At 38.8% G+C, this 20,589-nt stretch carries 18 protein-coding genes and 4 tRNA genes; all 22 read left to right on the plus strand.

Going from position 1 to position 20,589, the window contains the following annotated elements:
* Position 1: 1 nt before the first annotated feature.
* The 22 genes from ACQKMR_RS08825 (at position 2) to ACQKMR_RS08930 (ending at position 20,450) form a co-directional block, all read left to right on the plus strand.
* A complete protein-coding gene (locus ACQKMR_RS08825) occupies positions 2-835 on the plus strand; it encodes a mechanosensitive ion channel family protein (RefSeq protein WP_427696966.1) in 834 nt (277 codons plus the stop codon).
* A gap of 20 nt (positions 836-855) precedes the next feature.
* Entirely contained in the window at positions 856-1,053 is a 198-nt protein-coding gene (locus ACQKMR_RS08830; protein ID WP_397327337.1) for a DUF951 domain-containing protein, read from the plus strand.
* Between the two features lie 166 nt (positions 1,054-1,219).
* On the plus strand, positions 1,220-2,320 hold the full coding sequence (gene ychF, locus ACQKMR_RS08835) for a redox-regulated ATPase YchF (RefSeq protein WP_427696967.1): 1,101 nt from the start codon (positions 1,220-1,222) through the stop codon (positions 2,318-2,320).
* A gap of 214 nt (positions 2,321-2,534) precedes the next feature.
* On the plus strand, positions 2,535-2,819 hold the full coding sequence (gene rpsF / locus ACQKMR_RS08840) for a 30S ribosomal protein S6 (RefSeq protein ID WP_034316153.1): 285 nt from the start codon (positions 2,535-2,537) through the stop codon (positions 2,817-2,819).
* A 69-nt stretch (positions 2,820-2,888) separates the two neighbouring features.
* Complete coding sequence (gene ssb / locus ACQKMR_RS08845) at positions 2,889-3,419, plus strand: single-stranded DNA-binding protein (protein ID WP_427588975.1); 531 nt, start codon at positions 2,889-2,891, stop codon at positions 3,417-3,419.
* 47 nt (positions 3,420-3,466) lie between these two features.
* Positions 3,467-3,706, plus strand: a complete 240-nt coding sequence (gene rpsR / locus ACQKMR_RS08850; RefSeq protein ID WP_034316147.1) for a 30S ribosomal protein S18 — start codon at positions 3,467-3,469, stop codon at positions 3,704-3,706.
* A 268-nt stretch (positions 3,707-3,974) separates the two neighbouring features.
* Positions 3,975-4,916 (plus strand): YybS family protein, encoded by a 942-nt coding sequence (locus ACQKMR_RS08855; RefSeq protein ID WP_427696968.1) that lies wholly within the window; start codon positions 3,975-3,977, stop codon positions 4,914-4,916.
* Positions 4,917-4,951: 35 nt separating this feature from the next.
* Positions 4,952-6,922, plus strand: a complete 1,971-nt coding sequence (locus tag ACQKMR_RS08860) for a DHH family phosphoesterase (protein WP_427696969.1) — start codon at positions 4,952-4,954, stop codon at positions 6,920-6,922.
* Entirely contained in the window at positions 6,919-7,368 is a 450-nt protein-coding gene (rplI, locus tag ACQKMR_RS08865; RefSeq protein WP_427696970.1) for a 50S ribosomal protein L9, read from the plus strand. Before ACQKMR_RS08860 ends, rplI begins: the two co-directional genes overlap by 4 nt.
* A gap of 149 nt (positions 7,369-7,517) precedes the next feature.
* Positions 7,518-8,882 (plus strand): replicative DNA helicase, encoded by a 1,365-nt coding sequence (gene dnaB, locus ACQKMR_RS08870; RefSeq protein WP_427696971.1) that lies wholly within the window; start codon positions 7,518-7,520, stop codon positions 8,880-8,882.
* A 504-nt stretch (positions 8,883-9,386) separates the two neighbouring features.
* Positions 9,387-10,679: an adenylosuccinate synthase gene (locus ACQKMR_RS08875; RefSeq protein WP_427696972.1), complete on the plus strand. Its 1,293-nt coding sequence runs from the start codon at positions 9,387-9,389 to the stop codon at positions 10,677-10,679.
* A 331-nt stretch (positions 10,680-11,010) separates the two neighbouring features.
* Positions 11,011-11,086: transfer RNA gene (locus tag ACQKMR_RS08880), tRNA-Lys, on the plus strand.
* Positions 11,087-11,095: 9 nt separating this feature from the next.
* A tRNA-Glu gene (locus tag ACQKMR_RS08885) sits at positions 11,096-11,167 on the plus strand.
* Between the two features lie 23 nt (positions 11,168-11,190).
* A tRNA-Asp gene (locus tag ACQKMR_RS08890) sits at positions 11,191-11,266 on the plus strand.
* 43 nt (positions 11,267-11,309) lie between these two features.
* Positions 11,310-11,382, plus strand: a tRNA-Phe gene (locus ACQKMR_RS08895).
* 404 nt (positions 11,383-11,786) lie between these two features.
* Entirely contained in the window at positions 11,787-13,208 is a 1,422-nt protein-coding gene (locus ACQKMR_RS08900) for a peptidoglycan DD-metalloendopeptidase family protein (RefSeq protein ID WP_427696973.1), read from the plus strand.
* Positions 13,209-13,489: 281 nt separating this feature from the next.
* Positions 13,490-14,197 (plus strand): response regulator YycF, encoded by a 708-nt coding sequence (gene yycF / locus ACQKMR_RS08905; protein ID WP_034316131.1) that lies wholly within the window; start codon positions 13,490-13,492, stop codon positions 14,195-14,197.
* A gap of 5 nt (positions 14,198-14,202) precedes the next feature.
* Positions 14,203-16,035: a cell wall metabolism sensor histidine kinase WalK gene (walK, locus tag ACQKMR_RS08910; RefSeq protein ID WP_427696974.1), complete on the plus strand. Its 1,833-nt coding sequence runs from the start codon at positions 14,203-14,205 to the stop codon at positions 16,033-16,035.
* Positions 16,032-17,363 carry a YycH family regulatory protein gene (locus ACQKMR_RS08915; RefSeq protein WP_427696975.1) on the plus strand — a complete coding sequence of 444 codons (1,332 nt, stop codon included), beginning with the start codon at positions 16,032-16,034 and terminating at the stop codon, positions 17,361-17,363. Before walK ends, ACQKMR_RS08915 begins: the two co-directional genes overlap by 4 nt.
* Entirely contained in the window at positions 17,350-18,150 is an 801-nt protein-coding gene (locus tag ACQKMR_RS08920; RefSeq protein WP_427696976.1) for a two-component system regulatory protein YycI, read from the plus strand. Before ACQKMR_RS08915 ends, ACQKMR_RS08920 begins: the two co-directional genes overlap by 14 nt.
* 6 nt (positions 18,151-18,156) lie before the next feature.
* Positions 18,157-18,951, plus strand: coding sequence for an MBL fold metallo-hydrolase (locus ACQKMR_RS08925; RefSeq protein WP_427696977.1), 795 nt, complete (start codon positions 18,157-18,159; stop codon positions 18,949-18,951).
* 275 nt (positions 18,952-19,226) lie between these two features.
* Complete coding sequence (locus ACQKMR_RS08930; protein ID WP_427696978.1) at positions 19,227-20,450, plus strand: S1C family serine protease; 1,224 nt, start codon at positions 19,227-19,229, stop codon at positions 20,448-20,450.
* The last annotated feature ends 139 nt before the right edge of the window (positions 20,451-20,589 follow it).

Here is a 20,589-nt window from a genome sequence, read left to right on the forward strand (position 1 = left end):
GATGGATAGCATTGATAACGTTACAAAAGAAATATTGGATGAAAAAGTATGGCTACTGATGGGAGAGGGAATTATTAAAATCTTCCTTGTTCTGTTGTTATCGCGTATTGTTATTAGAATAGGAAAGACCGTTTTAAATAAGTTTTTCAAAGCTCGTTTAAGAAGTCCTATTCGAGTTTCAGAGCGTAGGGAAGCGACACTCATTAAGTTGCTGGAAAATATCATTACCTATGTTATTAATTTCATTGCCTTGATGATGATTCTTGAAATTTTTGGACTTGAAGTAATGCCATTACTCGCGGGTGCTGGTGTACTCGGTTTGGCGATTGGGTTTGGTGCCCAAAGTTTGGTCAAAGATATTATCACAGGGTTCTTTGTGATTTTTGAAGATCACTTCTCGGTTGGGGACTATATTAAAATTAATACATTTGAGGGTGAAGTTCTTGAAATTGGGCTTCGTACAACAAAAATTAAAAGCAGTGCAGGGGAATTGCACTTCATACCTAACGGCAGTATTATCCAAGTTACAAATTATTCTATCTTAAACAGTATGGCTGTTGTTGATGTGACCATACCTAATGATGGATCAGTCGAGCTTGCTGAAAAAGTACTGATCGATCTTTTAAGTAGTATGGAAGGTAAATATGAAGCCTTAATTAAAGCCCCTGAATTTGTGGGAATTGAAACAATAGGTCCTGATGAAATCGTCCTTCGAGTTACAGCTGAAACAAAGCCGATGTATCATGTCGAAATTAGTAGAATGTTAAGAAAAGAAATAAGTGCTGCTCTTGATTTAAGTGGAATTAAATCTACATATAGCGGCAGCGAGTCGTAGGAACTAGGGGGCTCATGGTTATGGATGAAAAAGAATTTGCATTGAAGGATATTGTCGAAATGAAAAAACCACATCCATGTGGGGTCAATAAGTGGAAAATTATCCGGCTAGGTATGGATATCCGGATAAAATGTGAAGGCTGCGGTCATAGCGTGATGTTGCCTCGACGTGAATTTGCAAAGAAAATGAAAAAAGTTCTACAAAAGCATGAGGAATGATCATGCTTTTTTCATGGAGAGAAAGCGGTCCTACTATCTCAATGATTTACTTGTCTTTTTAGGGAGTGAAATCTATAATTGGGAAAGGTTTAGGTAATTAGATTGTCTTTATAGAAGATTTATCTTTTTCCATATGTACGAATTATCTTGAAGGAGTGAAATATAAATGGCTTTAACAGCTGGTATAGTTGGTTTGCCTAACGTAGGTAAATCCACTTTATTTAATGCAATAACTCAGGCAGGTGCGGAATCTGCCAACTATCCTTTTTGTACAATTGATCCAAACGTTGGGATTGTAGAAGTGCCCGATCATCGTTTACAAAAATTGACTGAATTGGTGAAGCCGAAAAAGACAGTGCCGACAGCATTTGAATTCACGGATATTGCCGGTATAGTTAAAGGAGCAAGTAAAGGGGAAGGTCTTGGGAATAAATTCCTTTCCCATGTTCGTCAAGTTGATGCAATTTGTCAAGTCGTTCGTTGTTTCGCTGACGATAATATTACTCACGTTTCTGGAAAAGTAAATCCAATTGATGATATTGAAGTCATCAATCTTGAATTGATTCTAGCTGATTTGGAATCTGTTGATAAACGAATCGACCGCGTTGGAAAAATGGCCAAGCAAAAAGATAAAGGCGCAGTGGCTGAGCATGAAATCCTTGTCGCTTTGAAAGAGGCATTGGAAGAAGAAAAACCAGCTCGTTCGGTTGATTTTACTGAAGAACAGCAAAAAATCGTTAAGGGCATGCACTTGCTTACAGCGAAGCCGACTCTTTATGTGGCTAATGTAAGTGAGGATGAAGTGGCTAATGCTGATGATAATGAATATGTACAACAAGTTCGTGAATATGCTGCGAAAGAAAATGCAGAAGTTATCGTAATTTGTGCAAAAATTGAAGAGGAAATTGCGGAGCTTGAAGGTGAAGAAAAGGAAATGTTCTTATCTGAACTCGGCATCGAGGAGTCCGGTCTTGATCAATTAATCCGTGCTTCATACAACCTGCTAGGGTTGGCAACATACTTTACAGCTGGAGTTCAGGAAGTACGTGCTTGGACGTTCCGTAAAGGTATGAAAGCACCTCAATGTGCAGGTGTCATTCACACAGACTTCGAACGCGGTTTCATCCGTGCCGAAATCGTTTCGTATAATGACCTACTTGAAGCAGGAAGCCATAGTGCTGCAAAGGACGCGGGCAAAGTACGATTAGAAGGCAAAGAATATATCGTTAACGACGGCGATGTAATCCATTTCCGTTTTAACGTATAAGTCATAGAGAGACTCTACAGATCCAATCTGTAGAGTCTTTTTTTTCTCGGTATAGTTTATTTAAGTCTATAACATTTGATTTCAATAAATTGTAATAAGTTTAACCGTTCGTTGCAAAGTCCCTTTAACTATGCTATAATTTCTTCTTGTGAGTAATTATAAATAATTGCTCCTTGCCCAATTGGGCCGCTTAGACCAAAAGGAGGTGACAGTGATGAGAAAATACGAAATTATGTATATCATCCGTCCAAACATTGAGGAAGAAGCTAAAAAAGCTTTAGTTGAACGTTTCAACACAATCCTTTCTGATAATGGTGCGGAAGTAGAAGCAAAAGAATGGGGTAAACGCCGTCTTGCATACGAAATCAATGATTTCCGTGATGGTTACTACATGCTTCTTAAAGTTAACGCTGAAAGTGCTGCGATCCAAGAATTCGATCGTCTTGCTAAAATCAGTGAAGACATTATTCGCCACATGGCTACTAGAGAAGAAGTCTAATCCAATATTTAATATAAATTCTAATCTTGTTTCACGTGAAACAAGTTTGAAACTTAGGGGTTGATTCTGATGATGAATCGCGTAGTTTTGGTAGGACGCTTAACTAAAGATCCTGAATTACGATATACACCTAATGGAGTTCCTGTGGCTACCTTTACTTTGGCTGTGAACCGTGGTTTTACGAATCAGCAGGGTGAACGTGAAGCGGATTTCATTAACTGTGTAGTTTGGCGTAAACCGGCAGAAAATGTAGCTAACTTCTTGAAAAAAGGCAGTTTAGCTGGCGTGGATGGACGTGTCCAAACACGTAATTATGAAGGACAAGACGGCAAACGCGTATATGTGACGGAGATTCTGGCTGAGAGCGTTCAATTCCTTGAACCACGAAGCAGTTCAGCGGGTGAAAGAAATGAAGGCGGTTCTTACGGTGGAGGTCAAAGAAGTTATAACAACAATAATAACGGAAATGACAACAATTCGTATGGACAAAATCCTAATCAGAATCAACGGAGCAACAACAACTACACTCGTGTAGATGATGATCCATTTGCAAATGACGGTAAAACAATCGACATTTCAGATGACGATCTTCCGTTTTAAACATCCGTTTAAAATGAAATTTCAAAAAGCAGGGAGGGAAATTTATTATGGCAATGGGTGGACGTAAAGGACGCGGTAAGCGTAAAAAGGTTTGTTATTTCACATCTAACGGAATCACTAAAATTGATTACAAAGATGTAGATCTTCTTAAAAAATTCGTCTCAGAACGCGGTAAAATTTTACCACGTCGTGTAACTGGCACAAGCGCTAAATATCAACGTAAATTAACGATTGCTATTAAACGCTCACGTACTATGGCATTACTACCATACGTATCTGGTGAATAATAAATAGGCACATTGAGGAGCAGTCCTTAATGTGCTTTTTTTATTCTGATAGGAGTGACGTATAAAGCCCTTTTATTAAAAATCCGCTAAAATGCGGTTTTTTTTGTTTTTTGAAGAAATTTTTATAAACGAAAATAGTCTCTTTCCAAAGGAAAAATTCTATTTCATGAAAAAAGATTGTGATGTTTGAAATATCCTATGCTTAACGGATACAATATAAAGATGGAGACTGAGACATTATTTTTAGACAACTGGGGGTGAAAAATAAATGAATAGCGGCAGAAGAATTGCAGAGGGCGGAGCCCTCTTAGCACTATATTGTATATTATTGTTCATCACAGTTTATATCCCAATAGTGGGCATCATCACTCTTTTCTTTTTGCCCATTCCTTTCATTCTGGTGACAAATAAACAAAAGATATCATGGGCTTTGGGGTATTTATTTGTTGCTTCGCTATTGTCGATACTTATCGCGACGATATTATCCGTGCCGATGACCTTGCTTATGGGGGCAACGGGTATTACCATTGGTTATTTTTTGAAAAAAGATAAACCAATGGCACCTATGTTTATAAGCACTGTCCTTGTATTTCTAGGGGGGACGTTATTAATATATGCGGCATCGGTATTAGTATTCGATGTAAACTACATAGAAAAATCGATGGACATGTTTGAGGAGTCCATTGATTCATCTGTTGGGATCATGGAATCCTTTGATCAGGCATCGACAGAGCAAATCAAAAAGAGAATGTATGAAACAATAGATTTGCTGAACACGCTTATGCCAAGTTTGTTCGTTATCACTTCCGTCATCATGGTGTTACTGATTTTCTTTGCGGCCCATCCTATCTTGAAGAGGTTCAGCGATAAAAAGCTAAAGTGGCCCCATTTTCGAGATCTGCGACTTCCGAAAAGTCTTTTATGGTATTATTTAATTACGATGCTTCTGGCTCTTTTTGTGAATACGGACAAGGATAGTTTTGTATATATGGCCATAACAAACCTATTTTTTATCCTGCAGTTTTTCATTTTGATACAAGGATATTCACTGGTATTTTATATCGGTCATGTGAAGTCTTGGACTAAAGTTATACCTATTTTGATCGTGGTTATTTCGTTTTTACATCCAATTTTCTCAACCATCATTCGATTTTTAGGTATAATAGATTTAGGATTTCCTTTCAGGGAGACAATCAAGAAAAAGGAATAGTCCTTGTAAAACAGATGCTTTTAGGAGCTGAAACTATGCCATCTTATTTGAAAGAGTACTCGATTAAGTCCCCGTTATATGGGGTGCTGGCTGCAGGCTTGTTACTTTTGGGCGTACTGGCGTATTATAATTGGGTTGTTGCACTTGTTGGATTATTGATTCTTGCTGGTTTATTTTATTTAACTTTAAAAGTGGAAGAAAAAAAACAGCGTAAGACAGAAGAATATATAACAACGTTATCCTACCGTCTAAAGAAGGTCGGTGAGGAAGCGTTACTGGAAATGCCAATAGGGATTATGCTCTTTAATGACGATTTTTATATTGAATGGACCAATCCATTTCTTGCTTCATGTTTTAGTGAAGATTCATTAGCGGGAAGATCACTCTACGATGTCGCTGATTCAATTGTACCGTTAATTAAGCAAGAGATTGAGACAGAGACGCTTACACTCCATGACCGGAAATTCAAAGTGGTCCATAAGCGTGAGGAACGACTTCTTTACTTTTTTGATGTAACAGAGCAAGTTGAAATTGAAAAATTATATGAAGATGAGCGGACAGCAATCGCCATTATTCTGCTTGATAATTATGATGATTTGACACAGGGAATGGATGATCAGCGTAAAAGTAGCATAAACAGTTTGGTTACCTCACTTCTTGATAAATGGGCAAGGGATAATGGCGTTTTCTTTAAACGGGTTTCCTCGGAACGGTTTATCGCTGTTTTTAATGAACATATCCTTCATCAACTTGAAAAGGGTAAATTCACGATTTTAGATGAAATTAGGGAAACGACCGCCAAGCAAAATGTACCACTGACCTTGAGCATTGGGGTCGGCTCGGCTGTATCTTCCCTACCGGAACTAGGATCGCTTGCCCAGTCCAGCTTAGACCTAGCCTTGGGGCGGGGCGGAGATCAAGTTGCCATTAAGCAGGCAAACGGAAAAGTGAAATTTTATGGTGGTAAAACCAATCCAATGGAAAAACGCACGAGGGTCCGTGCACGCGTCATTTCTCATGCATTAAAGGATATAGTCTTGGATAGCGATAAAGTCATTGTCATGGGCCATAAAAATCCGGATATGGACGCAATAGGTTCAGCCATCGGTATTTTAAAAGTGGCTCAAATGAATGAACGTGACGGATATATTGTCATAAACACACAGCAACTTGATAGCAGTGTCCTTCGTTTAATGGAAGAAATTAAAAATAAAGAGGAGTTGTATGCACGGTTTATAACTCCCGAAGAAGCATTTGAAATGATTACAGATGAAACGTTGCTCGTTGTAGTTGATACACATAAACCTTCAATGGTGATTGAAGAGCGATTATTAAATAGGATTGATAAGGTAGTTGTCATTGACCACCATCGCCGAGGTGAGGAGTTTATCAAAAACTCATTGCTCGTTTATATGGAGCCATATGCATCCTCAACAGCTGAACTTGTGACTGAACTGCTTGAATATCAGCCAAAACGCAGCAAAATTGATATGCTTGAGTCTACGGCACTGCTTGCTGGGATTATTGTCGATACGAAAAGTTTTACTTTAAGAACCGGTTCACGAACATTCGATGCAGCCTCTTATTTAAGAGCTCATGGAGCAGACACGGTACTTGTTCAGAAATTCTTAAAGGAAGACGTGGACACCTATATTAAACGGTCGAAGCTGATTGAAGAGGTTATCTTCTATAAAAAGGGTATTGCAATTGCATCGGCAAAAACTGATCAGGTCCACAATCAGGTGCTCATTGCTCAGGCAGCAGACACGCTTTTGACCATGGACGGCGTTGTTGCGTCCTTTGTAATGGCTAGGCGATCTGATGATACAGTTGGCATAAGTGCACGTTCTCTCGGAGATATCAATGTCCAGGTGATCATGGAAATGTTGAATGGAGGCGGACATTTAACAAATGCCGCTACTCAACAGGCATGTTCTATTGAAGAAGCCGAAAGTCGATTAAAAGCAGCAATTGATGATTATTTAGAAGGGGGACAAAAAGAATGAGAGTTATATTTCTAAAAGATGTTAAAGGTAAAGGAAAAAAAGGGGAAGTCAAAAATGTGGCAGATGGTTATGCACATAATTTCCTGATTAAACAAGGATTAGCTGTTGAAGCAAATAATACAAATGTGAAAACTTTGGAAGCGCAGAAGAATAAAGAAGAGTCGCTTGCTGCCGAAGAACTACAACATGCTGAAGAACTGAAACAACAATTGGAGAAATTAACTGTTGAATTATCTGCTAAAGCCGGAGAAGGCGGGCGTTTATTCGGTTCTATCACGACTAAACAAATTGCATCAGAGCTTCAGAAAAAACATGGCATCAAGATTGATAAACGTAAAATGGAGCTTGGTGACGGAATTCGTTCTTTAGGACATACGAAGCTTCCTGTAAAGCTTCATCCTGAGGTTACCGCAACACTCACAGTGCAAGTGAAAGAAATTAACTAATTTTAGCTGTTTCATATCTGTGAAAAATTGATAAAATAGAGATAGACGAAAAAATGTGATTGGGCATGTTGTCCTTTCACTTTTTTCTTTTTAACTAGAAACATATAAATAAGCAAAAAGTATCCTCTTAGATTGGGAGGTTTTAAGATTTGATAGAACAATTTCAAGATAGAATTCCCCCTCAAAATATAGAAGCAGAACAAGCTGTGCTAGGGGCCATTTTTTTAGAGCCTTCTTCACTAACTGTTACATCGGAAGTTTTGATTCCAGAAGATTTCTATAGAAGCTCGCATCAAAAAATCTTTAATGTGATGATTAAGCTGAATGACGAAGGAAAAGCTGTCGATTTGATTACGGTGACCGAAGAACTAGCCGCTGCAAAGAACCTTGAAGAAGTGGGTGGGGTTTCATATTTAAGTGAATTGGCCGGGTCGGTACCTACCGCAGCTAATATTGAATATTATGCCCGCATTGTTGAAGAGAAGTCGTTACTACGTCGATTGATAAGGACGGCAACGAATATTGCTCAGGAAGGATACAGCCGCGAGGACGAGGTCGAGGAGCTGCTTGGGGAAGCAGAAAAAACGATCATGGAAGTAGCCCAGCGGAAAAATTCCGGGTCTTTTCAAAATATTAAGGATGTATTAGTACGGACTTACGATAACATCGAGGTATTGACCACCCGTAAAGGTGATGTCACAGGAATTCCGACCGGATTTGCTGAACTGGATCGAATGACAGCAGGTTTTCAACGCAATGACCTCATTATTGTGGGTGCTCGTCCCTCTGTCGGTAAGACCGCTTTTGCTTTGAACATCGCTCAAAATGTTGCTACGAAAACAGAGGAGAACGTTGCGATTTTTAGTCTTGAGATGGGTTCCGAACAGCTTGTTATGCGTATGCTTTGCGCGGAAGGAAATATTAACGCTCAGAATTTGCGGACAGGCTCCTTAACAGATGAGGACTGGCGCAAGCTAACAATGGCGATGGGAAGCTTGTCGAATGCCGGTATTTATATTGATGATACGCCAGGAGTCCGGATTGGGGAAATTCGTTCAAAATGCCGTCGTTTGAAGCAGGAACATGGACTTGGCATGATATTGATTGATTACCTGCAATTGATTCAAGGGGACGGCCGTTCAGGCGACAATCGTCAGCAAGAAGTATCGGAGATTTCTCGTTCACTCAAAGCGCTTGCTCGTGAACTAGAAGTGCCCGTTATTGCCCTTTCCCAGCTCTCCCGTGGAGTGGAGCAGCGCCAAGACAAGCGCCCTATGATGTCAGATATCCGGGAATCAGGGAGTATTGAGCAAGATGCTGATATCGTGGCATTCTTATATCGTGATGATTACTATGATAAAGAATCTGAGAATAAGAATATTATCGAAATCATTATTGCTAAACAGCGTAATGGTCCTGTTGGGACGGTTTCTCTTGCATTCGTTAAAGAATACAATAAATTCGTTAACCTAGAACGGCGCTTCGATGATGACTCGATGTCTCCTGGGGCTTAAATAGATTTAATGTTATTCATAGAAAACAGCCCGCCACTTTTGAAGTGACGGGCTGTTTTTATGAAGTAAATGATAAAAAAGAAAAATCCACAGTAAATAATAAAGGATTTCCATGGGTAAAATACATGATATTGAAATATTGAAGAGAAAATACAAATGAGAAATAAAAAGCCGCCATAAATGCTTAAAAGCGCTATTTTCATCTTAGGTGCTTCCTTCCCTTTCAATAAAAAGATAAGAAAAAACCCAATCGTTTTCATGTGATAATCTGTTTTGTTTTTCAAAATTAACCAGTATGCAAAAACGCTATAGAAGGTTAATACCTTATATTAACACTTTAAGAAAGTAGGTGAAATGCATATTTACGAACGAATTATTTTTTAAATTATATAATGTTCGGATTTTGTATTGACTTCCACTTTGAATTATTGATAAAATAGTTTTGTTTGATAAGAACCGGTTAATAACCGGTATTACGTGATCCTTTGGAGGTGCTTTATTCAGATGTCATCAGTTGTAGTAGTCGGTACACAATGGGGAGACGAAGGTAAAGGTAAAATAACAGATTTTCTATCCCAGAATGCGGAAGCCATTGCTCGTTATCAAGGTGGGAATAATGCAGGACATACGATTAAATTTAACGGTGTTACTTATAAACTGCATTTAATTCCGTCGGGGATTTTTTATAGTGATAAAATTTGTGTTATTGGAAATGGAATGGTAGTTGATCCGAAAGCGCTTGTAGAAGAGCTTGCATATTTACATAGTCACGGAGTGAGCACGGATAATCTTCGTATCTCTAATCGTGCACATGTCATTCTTCCTTACCATATCAAATTGGATGAAGTTGAAGAAGATCGTAAAGGTGCTAATAAAATCGGTACGACGAAAAAAGGAATCGGCCCTGCTTATATGGACAAAGCTGCTCGTAACGGCATCCGTATGGCAGATCTTTTGGACCGTGAAATTTTTGAAGAAAAATTGTCTCAAAACCTTGTCGAAAAAAACCGCATGTTTGAACGTTTTTATGAAACAGAAGGTTTTAAAATCGAAGATATCTTAGAAGAATACTATGAGTACGGACAACAAGTGCAGAAATATGTTTGTGATACATCCGTTGTATTGAATGACGCACTTGATGAAGGAAAACGCGTATTATTTGAAGGCGCTCAAGGGGTTATGCTTGATATAGATCAAGGAACATACCCATTTGTTACCTCATCTAACCCAGTTGCAGGCGGCGTAACGATTGGTTCAGGTGTTGGACCTACGAAAATTAACCATGTGGTTGGAGTATGTAAAGCATATACAAGCCGTGTGGGTGATGGTCCTTTCCCTACAGAATTACATGATGAAGTCGGTAATCAAATCCGTGAAGTAGGCCGTGAATATGGTACCACTACAGGCAGACCGCGCCGTGTCGGCTGGTTTGACGCTGTTGTCGTTCGCCATGCACGCCGTGTCAGTGGCATTACCGATTTATCTTTAAACTCCATTGACGTGTTATCAGGTCTTGATACGGTCAAAATTTGTGTGGCTTATGAATACAAAGGCGAAATCATTCATGAGGTTCCAGCGACTTTGAAAGCGATTGGCGAATGTACACCAGTCTATGAAGAGCTGCCAGGCTGGTCAGAAGACATCACGGGATGCAAATCATTGGATGAACTACCAGAGAACGCTCGTCACTATGTAGAGCGCGTATCTCAATTAGTAGGCATTCCTTTGACTACTTTCTCTGTCGGTCCTGACCGTAACCAAACAAACATCGTGAGAAGCCCTTGGCGTCTAGCGTAATTCATGAAAAAAGAGCCGGCTTTTTTGCCGGCTTTTTTTATTTAAATTAAACTCCTTGTTGGTGTAAGGTTTGCAATTGGTTAGCATGTTACTTTTGTTTAAAACAGTAGTGAAAAGGAAAAAAAATAAAAAAAATTTTTTTATTTTAAAAAACTATTGCATAAACAATAAAAACTATGATATTATCAAAAGCGTCGTCACAATAGAACAAGCCATTAACACGGTAGAGCAACAAGTGAAGCTTCCAAGAGTAGCGTCGAGTTACGGAGTTTACATATTGCAAGATGTAAACAGAACATCCGAAAATTATATGGCAAAAATTTATTAGAACGAGCCATTAGCTCAGTTGGTAGAGCATCTGACTTTTAATCAGAGGGTCGAAGGTTCGAATCCTTCATGGCTCACCATTTTTTTTCGGCCCATTGGTCAAGCGGTTAAGACACCGCCCTTTCACGGCGGTAACACGGGTTCGAATCCCGTATGGGTCACTTCTTTATATTATTTATTTGCTGGTCCCGTGGTGTAGCGGTTAACATGCCTGCCTGTCACGCAGGAGATCGCGGGTTCGATTCCCGTCGGGACCGCCATTTTATTTTTTATATGAATTTTTCATTTTGAAATAGAATATTTGGCTCAGTAGCTCAGTCGGTAGAGCAAAGGACTGAAAATCCTTGTGTCGGCGGTTCGATTCCGTCCTGAGCCATCCTTTTGAAAAGCGCCTTTCATGGCGCTTTTTTTGTTATATATTAATTTACAAACGGGTTAAATCCTGTTAATAGATTGTTATCAATTTGTAACAATCCAATTTTGACCATTTATATAAATGGTTCGCTATTCCTTATCAGGCTTACGTCTACCTCCATTTTTATTTAGAAAGATATCTTTTCTGAAAAAATATTTATTGGTACTTGTTGTCACCATTTATACAGTTCTATTACATTATGAAGTCTATTTCTTGATTTTTTTATTATTATGATAGAGTTATGAGTGGAAAAATGGTTATAGAAATTAGTCATGTACGCGTGAATATTGAAATTGAACTAATATATCTCATATAAATTGATTAGTTTCTTAATTGGTGACTGGGCCGTTTAAGGAGGACAATATATGTTTATCTCAAAAAATAAAGGAATCTTGCTGTTTATGATATCCATAATATTATTGCTTTCAGGAAATCGAGCAACAGCTGCAGGGGTTTCGGAAACTACAACCATTCAGCATGTTTATCTTAACAATGAATTCGTGGGAAGTGTAACGGATGAAGCGGAAATAGAAAAGATTGTAGCGGATAAAGTTGCAGAAGCAGAGGCGGATTATCCTGACTATACATTTGATAGTGATACGCAGTTAGCATTTGTGGGGGAAGAAGTATTTAGTGAAGAAGTAAAAGAGGACCAAGTCTTAAAGGAAATTGACGATCAGTTGGATGTAAAGGCAGACGCGTATGAGATTAACATTGATAATCAGGTGGTCGCTTATGTTCCTTCTAAGGAAGATGCTGAGGAAGTTGTGGAAAAAATCACCTTATTATATGTAGATGAGGAAGAATACGCTGAATATGAATCCAGCAAGAAAGAAAGTGAATCGGATACGGTTGAAACGTTAAAAGAACCAGGAAGCAGAATTCTAAATATCGAATTTTCGCTTCCAATTACGTTTAATGAAACTGCAGTTGATCCTGATGAGATTATGACGGTTAACAAGACCCTTTCCATGATAGAAGAAGGAAAAGAAGAACAGGCTATCTATGAGGTTAAGGAAGATGAGGAACTTGAAGAGGTTGCTAATAAGCATGATATGGACCTAATTCAACTGTTGAAGCTAAACCCGGGCCTTGATAAGGATATTGGGCTTAAAGCAGGAGAGAGCGTCTATGTGACCCAAACTACACCCTATGTGAACGTAATGGTAGAAAGAGAAGTTTTGAAAGAAGAGGGGATTCCTTTTGAAAAGAAAGTAAAAAAGGATGATGATCTTCTGAAGGATGAGCTCGTTATTGAACAAGAGGGTAACGATGGCATTCAGGCTTTCACCTATACAGTTGAAGAAACAAATGGTAAAAAAATCAGTGAAACTATCGTAAAAAAAGAAGTTACGGAAAAAGCGATCACAGAGATCACTAGAAAAGGAACAAAGGTCATTCCATCAAACGGAAGCGGCACCTATGCGTGGCCTGCAGATGGGGGCTATATTTCTAGTAAGCAGGGTCAGCGCTGGGGGAAACTACATAAAGGAATAGATATAGCCCGACCAACAACTAGGACCATCACGGCAGCCGATCATGGAATAGTCGAATTCGCAGGAGACTCCGGAGGTTATGGTAATAAGGTAATAATCAATCATAATAATGGGTTTAAAACGTTGTATGCCCATTTAGATTCAATAGATATAAAAGCAGGACAAAAGGTTGGAAAAGGAATGAAAATTGGGATGATGGGCTCAACAGGCCATTCCACTGGTGTCCACCTTCATTTTGAAGTATATAAAAACGGGTCTCTTGCAAATCCGCTAAATTATATAAGTCAGTAATTGATGGAAGTCTTCGAAAAATATTCGAAGACTTCTTCTGCTACATACAAAGATGAGAATAATAGGAAAAAGGTGATTTAATGCCTGTAAAATGATAAAGTATAATAGATACAATTTGCTTACGTTTAGGTGTTTAGACCTTTTTATAGGGTATATATAGAGAACTTTGTTGGACTAAGATGATAGGTCGGTGTAATCAGTAGGAGAATATGAAAAAAGGTCCCGGATAAGGACAAGGTTTTTAATAGATTTAGTTTAGTTATTAAAAAGGAGATAAGTACATGGATAAGAAAATTTTGGTAGTGGATGATGAAAAGCCAATCGCGGATATTTTACAATTCAATTTAAAAAAAGAAGGTTATGAGGTTTTTTGTGCTTATGATGGCAACGAAGCTCTTAAAATGGTAGAAGAACGGCAGCCAGATTTGATTTTGCTTGATATCATGCTACCACAGCGTGATGGGATGGAAGTTTGTAGAGAAGTAAGAAAGAAATATGAAACGCCAATCATCATGTTAACGGCTAAGGATTCTGAGATAGATAAAGTATTAGGGTTAGAGCTTGGTGCAGATGACTATGTGACAAAGCCATTTAGTACCCGGGAAATAATCGCCCGTGTTAAGGCGAATTTAAGACGCCAGCAAGCTGTCCCGGTTCCGGATCAAGAAAATGAACCGAAGGAAATTACAATAGGCACTCTTACTATCCATCCTGATGCCTATGTGGTTTCTAAGCGTGGCGACACGATTGAATTGACTCATCGCGAATTTGAATTGCTTCATTATTTAGCAAAGCATATCGGCCAGGTTATGACAAGGGAGCACTTATTACAAACCGTTTGGGGATATGATTACTTTGGAGATGTACGGACAGTCGATGTAACGGTTAGACGTCTTCGTGAGAAGATTGAAGATAATCCAAGTCATCCGGGTTGGATTGTAACTAGAAGAGGGGTCGGTTATTACTTGCGTAACCCTGAACAGGAGTAGTTCTTATGAAAAAGGTTGGTTTTTTTCGTTCAATTCATTTTAAATTTGTTCTGATTTATGTGTTGCTTATTTTCGTAGCTATGCAAATAATCGGGGTTTATTTTGTTGGGGAATTGGAAGAAAATCTTGTCGGGAACTTTACGAAATCGATAAAAGGCCACGTTAACTTGCTTACCTACAGTATTGGTGAAGAAATGGAAAAAGAGAGGGGTGAGGAAGACCCAACCCTCGAAGAAGCGATTAATACGATACTGAAGGATCGCGATAATTCATCGAATGATATTTCGGAAGTACGTGTTATCGACACCCGCAGCAGACGCGTGATCGGAACTTCAGCCCCAAGTAACCAGGATATTGTAGGGAAGAAGACAACAGAGGTCCTTATTAAGAATACGCTCATTTATGGAAAAGAAGATAGTGATGTATTTCGGGATCAGAAAACAGGCAGACGGGTCTGGGTTCTTTCGACACCTATTGAAGCAAATGATGAGGTCATTGGTGCTGTCTATGTCATAGCTGAGATGGAGAACGTCTTTGAACAGATGGATGAAATCAATAGTATCTTTATGACGGGTACGGCTATTGCACTGGTCATTACGGCTATCTTAGGAATCCTGCTGGCACGGACTATCACTCGGCCCATGTCGGATATGAGAAAACAGGCATTGGTGATGGCGAAAGGGAATTTCTCTAGAAAAGTTAGAGTATATGGCGATGACGAAATAGGTCAACTTGCTGTCACTTTCAATAATTTGACTAAAAAACTTCAAGAGTCGCAATCTAGCACAGAGGGAGAACGACGTAAACTTTCATCTGTCCTCACCAATATGACAGACGGTGTTATTTCAACTGATAGACGCGGTAGAGTGAACTTGATTAATGAACCGGCTGCACGATTACTGAATGTCTCACATGAAACCGTCATGAACCAACCTATCATTGAGGTTTTGGGCCTTGAAGAAGAATATAAATTTGAGGATTTACTAGAAGAACGAGAGTCCGTAATCCTTGATTACAGCAAAAAGGATCGGCCGTTCATTTTGAGAGGTAACTTTTCAGTTATTCAAAAGGAAACGGGATTCGTTAATGGATTGATCACTGTTTTGCATGATATCACAGAACAAGAGAAAATTGAGGGTGAACGTAGGGAATTTGTTGCCAACGTGTCGCATGAGCTAAGAACACCGCTTACAACAATGAGGAGCTACCTGGAGGCATTGGCGGATGGGGCTTGGAAGGAAGAGGAGATCGCTCCTGCCTTTTTAAGTGTCACGCAAAATGAAACAGAGCGAATGATCAGGCTTGTAAATGACCTGTTACAGCTTTCAAAAATGGACAGTAAAGACTATCGGCTTAAAACGGGCTGGGTGAATTTCAATAAATTCTATGACCATATTATCGATCGATTTGAAATGACGAAAAATGATGATATCACGTTTAAGCGTGATCTGCTTAAGGATGCTTATTTTGTAGATATTGATGAAGATAAAATCACCCAGGTTCTCTATAATGTAATCTCCAACTCATTAAAGTACTCTCCTGAAGGTGGTCAAGTGACCTTCCGTGTCAGGGCAGCTGAAAGTTTTATCGTTGTCAGTATTACTGATCAAGGAGTGGGAATTCCGAAAAATGTCATTGATAAAATATTTGACCGATTTTACCGTGTGGATAAAGCAAGGTCACGAAACCTTGGTGGGACTGGACTTGGTTTAGCGATTGCGAAAGAAATGGTCGTGGCGCATGGCGGGAAAATTTGGGCGGAAAGTGTGGATGGAAAAGGAACTACGGTGTTCTTTACACTTCCTTACGAACAGGAAGAAGAGGATGATTGGTCATGAATTTGGAACGTGCGAAAAGTATAATACTGATTATTTTAGTTGGGACTAGTATTTTTTTGACTTGGAGTATTTGGACGTACGAGCCTGAATATGATCAGTTTGACCAATCAGGGGATGATCTTATAAGGATTAAAAGTGATGTGCAGATTGTCAGTGATGTCATTAAACCGGTTAGTATCATTTTTCACAGCAATGGTCAACATTTCCAGACATCCGATCCTGTAGAAATAGATAAAATGGAGAAAGAATTTTCTCAATGGCGTTTTACCGGCGTAAAAGAGTTATCCATGAAAAGGCTTCAAAGGAAATTTGATGATTTTGTTCATGAAGAGGGATCGGTGGAAATCGAATTTTCCGATGATGTTCCAATCTCCCTCTATAAAACGGTATTGGATATTGCGGATAAGGAATTGCCTGGCTTTTCTTTTGATCGCATCATCATTAAACAAAAAGATATCAGTGGTAATAAATCTGCGGTTTATTTTGTCTCTTACGAACAAGAGAAAATCTACCAAAGTATGGTTGATACTAAAAGACTTAAAGATTTCATGGATGATTTCTATAATGATTCACATATAAAATATCCTGAATACACAGCTCAAACTATAAACGGTAAAAGGACACTGTTTGTTCCGGAAAATTCTATGAAGATTAACAGATTTCAATATTATATTGACACCTTTGATATTGGAAACCTGAAAGATGCGTTATTTAGTTATCCTAAGTATGTACGCCAGGAATCAGTTTCTGCCGGTGAGGAATACACGGATGGTACAAGACTGATGACGATCAATAAAGAGAATTATATAATTTCTTATATTAATCCGGCACAAAAGAGCAAGAGTTCTAGTGACCTTCTGGGAAAAAGCATTGATTTTATTAATGATCATGCCGGCTGGGAAGATAGCAATTACCGCTATGCTTATATGTCGGAGAATGAGCAACGTGTGGTATTCCGCTTATTCGTAAATGGATATCCGGCCTTCAATGAATATGGAATGACTGAAATCGAACAAATTTGGGGAAAAGAAGAAATTTATAGCTACGAGCGTCCCTACTTTTCACTTGCTTCTGTCCTTCCTTCAGAAGAATCGGTAGCCACTTTACCAAGTGGCAGGGAAGTTCTGAATCAGTTGAAATCTAAGGAAAATATTGATTTCAAGAGTGTGGAGGACATCTCGGTTGGTTATAAGCTAAATAAGTCGTTAGATTCCAAGCTTGTCACTCTTGTTACACTTGAGCCCACTTGGTATTATCGTATCGGCGATAAATGGTTTATTGTGCCTTTTGATGAAGACTCGGGAGGCGATCAAAGTGGATTGGAATAATACAAAGTCAATTTTCATTATGGTTTTCTTCATTTTGAACATTTTCTTGCTTTATCAACTTTTGGAAAAAATAAATGATTACACATACGAAAATATTATCACGGAGTCCTCAACGGAAGACCTTTTAAAAGAAGATGAGATTACAATAGACGTTCCACTTCCGAAACAAAAGGTGAAGGATCAATTCTTGATTGCTAAAAGTAAAAATTTCGAGAAGAAAGACTTACAGTACCTGAAAAATCAAAAAGCGAAAATTATAGATGATATGAACCTTGTCGGTACATTTAAAACGCCGGTTAGTATGAATGAAGAAATTCATGCTGCAGATGTTGAGATATTCTTGAAGGAGTATATCTTGAATGGTAATGATTATCGTTTTTGGAGTTATGACCAGATCAACCAGACCATTATCTGCTATCAAGTATCAGACAAAAAGATGTTTTATAATAATAGTAAGGGTAAGGTCACTTTATATCTGAACAAGAAGGGGGAAGTTGTCTCCTATGAACAGATGTATTTGGAGGGAATAGAGAAGTTCAACAAACCCAAAGAGTTGGAATCTGCCCTAAATGCTATTGGAGCTTTATATAAACATGGTGATATTGCTCCTAAAAGCAAAGTGACTAATGTACAACTAGGTTTTTATAATTCCCTGCAGACGACATCTGTGTCACATTTACTTGTGCCAACATGGTGGGTGGTCTTGGATGACGAAACAGATCTATTTGTAAATGCTTTCGATGGAGAGGTCATTGAATTAAATACAGAAGAAAAAATACTGGAGTGAGTAAAGATGACTATGCATTTTAGTGTTCTCGCAAGCGGGAGTACAGGAAATGCCTTTTTCGTGGAAACGGAGGATCAATCTTTTCTTGTCGACGCTGGTTTAAGTGGTAAGGCCTTGGAAGCGTTGTTTCAAGATATAGGCCGTGATATGTCGAAGCTATCCGGTATCCTTGTTACCCATGAACACAGCGACCATATAAAAGGTCTTGGCGTGGTTGCTAGGAAGCATAAACTCCCGATATACGCGAATGCAAAGACATGGAATGCCATGGAGCGTACAATCGGTGAAATTTCTGTCGAACAAAAATTCACATTTGAAATGGAACAAGTCAAAACGTTCGGCAGTCTTAATATAGAATCCTTTGGTGTATCGCATGATGCTGCAGAACCGATGTTTTACGTGTTTCATCATGAAGGTAAGAAGCTTGTGGTTATTACTGATACAGGATACGTAAGTGATCGGATGAAAGGTATTATCTCGAATGCTGATGCCTATGTATTTGAAAGTAATCATGATGTATCTATGTTGAGAATGGGGAAATATCCGTGGAGCATTAAGCGCAGAATTTTAAGTGATGTTGGTCATGTTTGTAATGAAGACGCCGCTCTTGCAATGAGTGAAGTGGCCGGAGATAAGACAAAGCGGATTTACCTGGCCCACTTGAGTCTAGATAACAATATGAAAGACCTAGCAAGAATGTCAGTAGAACAAACTTTAAAGACAAAGGGTATCATCGTCGGTGAACAATTTTCTCTTTATGATACGGATCCGAAAAAACCTACAGAGCTTGTTACGTTATAAATAAAAGGAATGGATGAGGGAAACCTTGTTCATTCCTTTTTATTTATAAAATATAAGCTTAGATAGTTAATAACCGGATTAAAAGGGGTACCGTTTGGTTAGAACTGTATAGGAAAATAGAAAAGTTGCTACATATTATTCAATTTTAAGCTTACCCAGTAAATAATGGCGTACATTTTTTTAGAAAAACTCAGTTAAATGAGTATAATTAAGGGAGGATACCAAACAATAGTAATTGCTATAATTCATTCCTAAAATGAGAGGGTGGAGCTGTCTTGGGTTATTATGATCAGAATGATGAGAACCAAAACAAAAAGAGAAAAGGGAGCCATACGAGCTATTTTCTTTCAGGCTTAGGAGGCGCCATCATTGGGGCATTACTTATTTTATTAGCTTTTCCGGGAAGTGGACTGTTGAATAACGAAAGCAACGGAAATACAACGGAAAAATCAACTGGTAGTGAATCGATGAAGCAGACGCAACAAAGCCTGTCTGTAGATGTGACAAGTGCCGTTACTAATGCTGTTGATAAGGCTAGCGACGCGGTAGTCGGCATCACAAATATTCAGGAAACGACCTTCTGGGGCCAGCAGGGAAGAAACGAGAGCAGTTCTACTGAAGCGGGTACTGGTTCTGGTGTCGTTTATAAGAAAGATGGCGGTAAAGCCTATATTGTTACAAACAATCACGTCATTGAAGACGCAAATGAATTGGAAGTCACGTTAAGTGATGGAACTAAATTGCCAGCTGAACTACAAGGTAGCGACCCATGGACAGACCTTGCCGTCATTGTAGTAGATGGAGATAAAATTAAGACCATTGCCGAGTTCGGGAAATCTGGAAAATTGAAACCTGGGGAGCCTGTCATTGCAATTGGTAACCCGCTAGGTCTTCAATTCTCTGGATCCATTACACAAGGGATCATTTCCGGTTTGGAACGTACAATTGAAGTGGATATCAATGAAGACGGACAGGTGGATTGGAATGCAGAGGTTATTCAAACCGATGCGGCGATTAACCCAGGAAACAGTGGAGGGGCACTTGTTAATATGGCCGGGCAGGTCATCGGAATCAATTCGATGAAGATAGCAGAAAATGCAGTGGAAGGAATCGGACTTTCCATTCCAATTGATTCGGTTATTCCAATTATTAATGATATCGAGGAATTTGGTGAAGTTAAACGTGCTTTCTTAGGTGTGAATTTAGCATCTGTAGAAGAAATTTCGCAATATCATCAACAAAATACATTGAAATTGCCTAAGAAAGTTACTGCAGGTGTGGCAATAACGGGTGTTCAAAGTAACTCTCCAGCAGATAAAGCAGGTCTAGCAGAATTTGACGTCATCGTTGGAATGGATAATGAAGAAATCCATGACGTAGTAGAATTAAGAAAGTATCTTTACAATGATAAGAAAATCGGTGATAAGGTTAAAATTACCTATTACCGTGATGGAAAGAAAAAAACCACGGAAGTCACGCTTTCCAACAGCGAAATCTAGAGTAGTAAAAGGACAGGGAGCCGATACTTCCTGTCTTTTACTTTTGCTTGCGATTTTCTTATTTTTTGATACGATTACTTGTGGATATTTGATAAAAGATAAAGATACCAATCAAATTGTGGATAAATAGGTGCAGCAT

Source organism: Peribacillus sp. NPDC096540 (assembly GCF_050278525.1).
Classification (GTDB): Bacteria; Bacillota; Bacilli; order Bacillales; family DSM-1321; genus Peribacillus.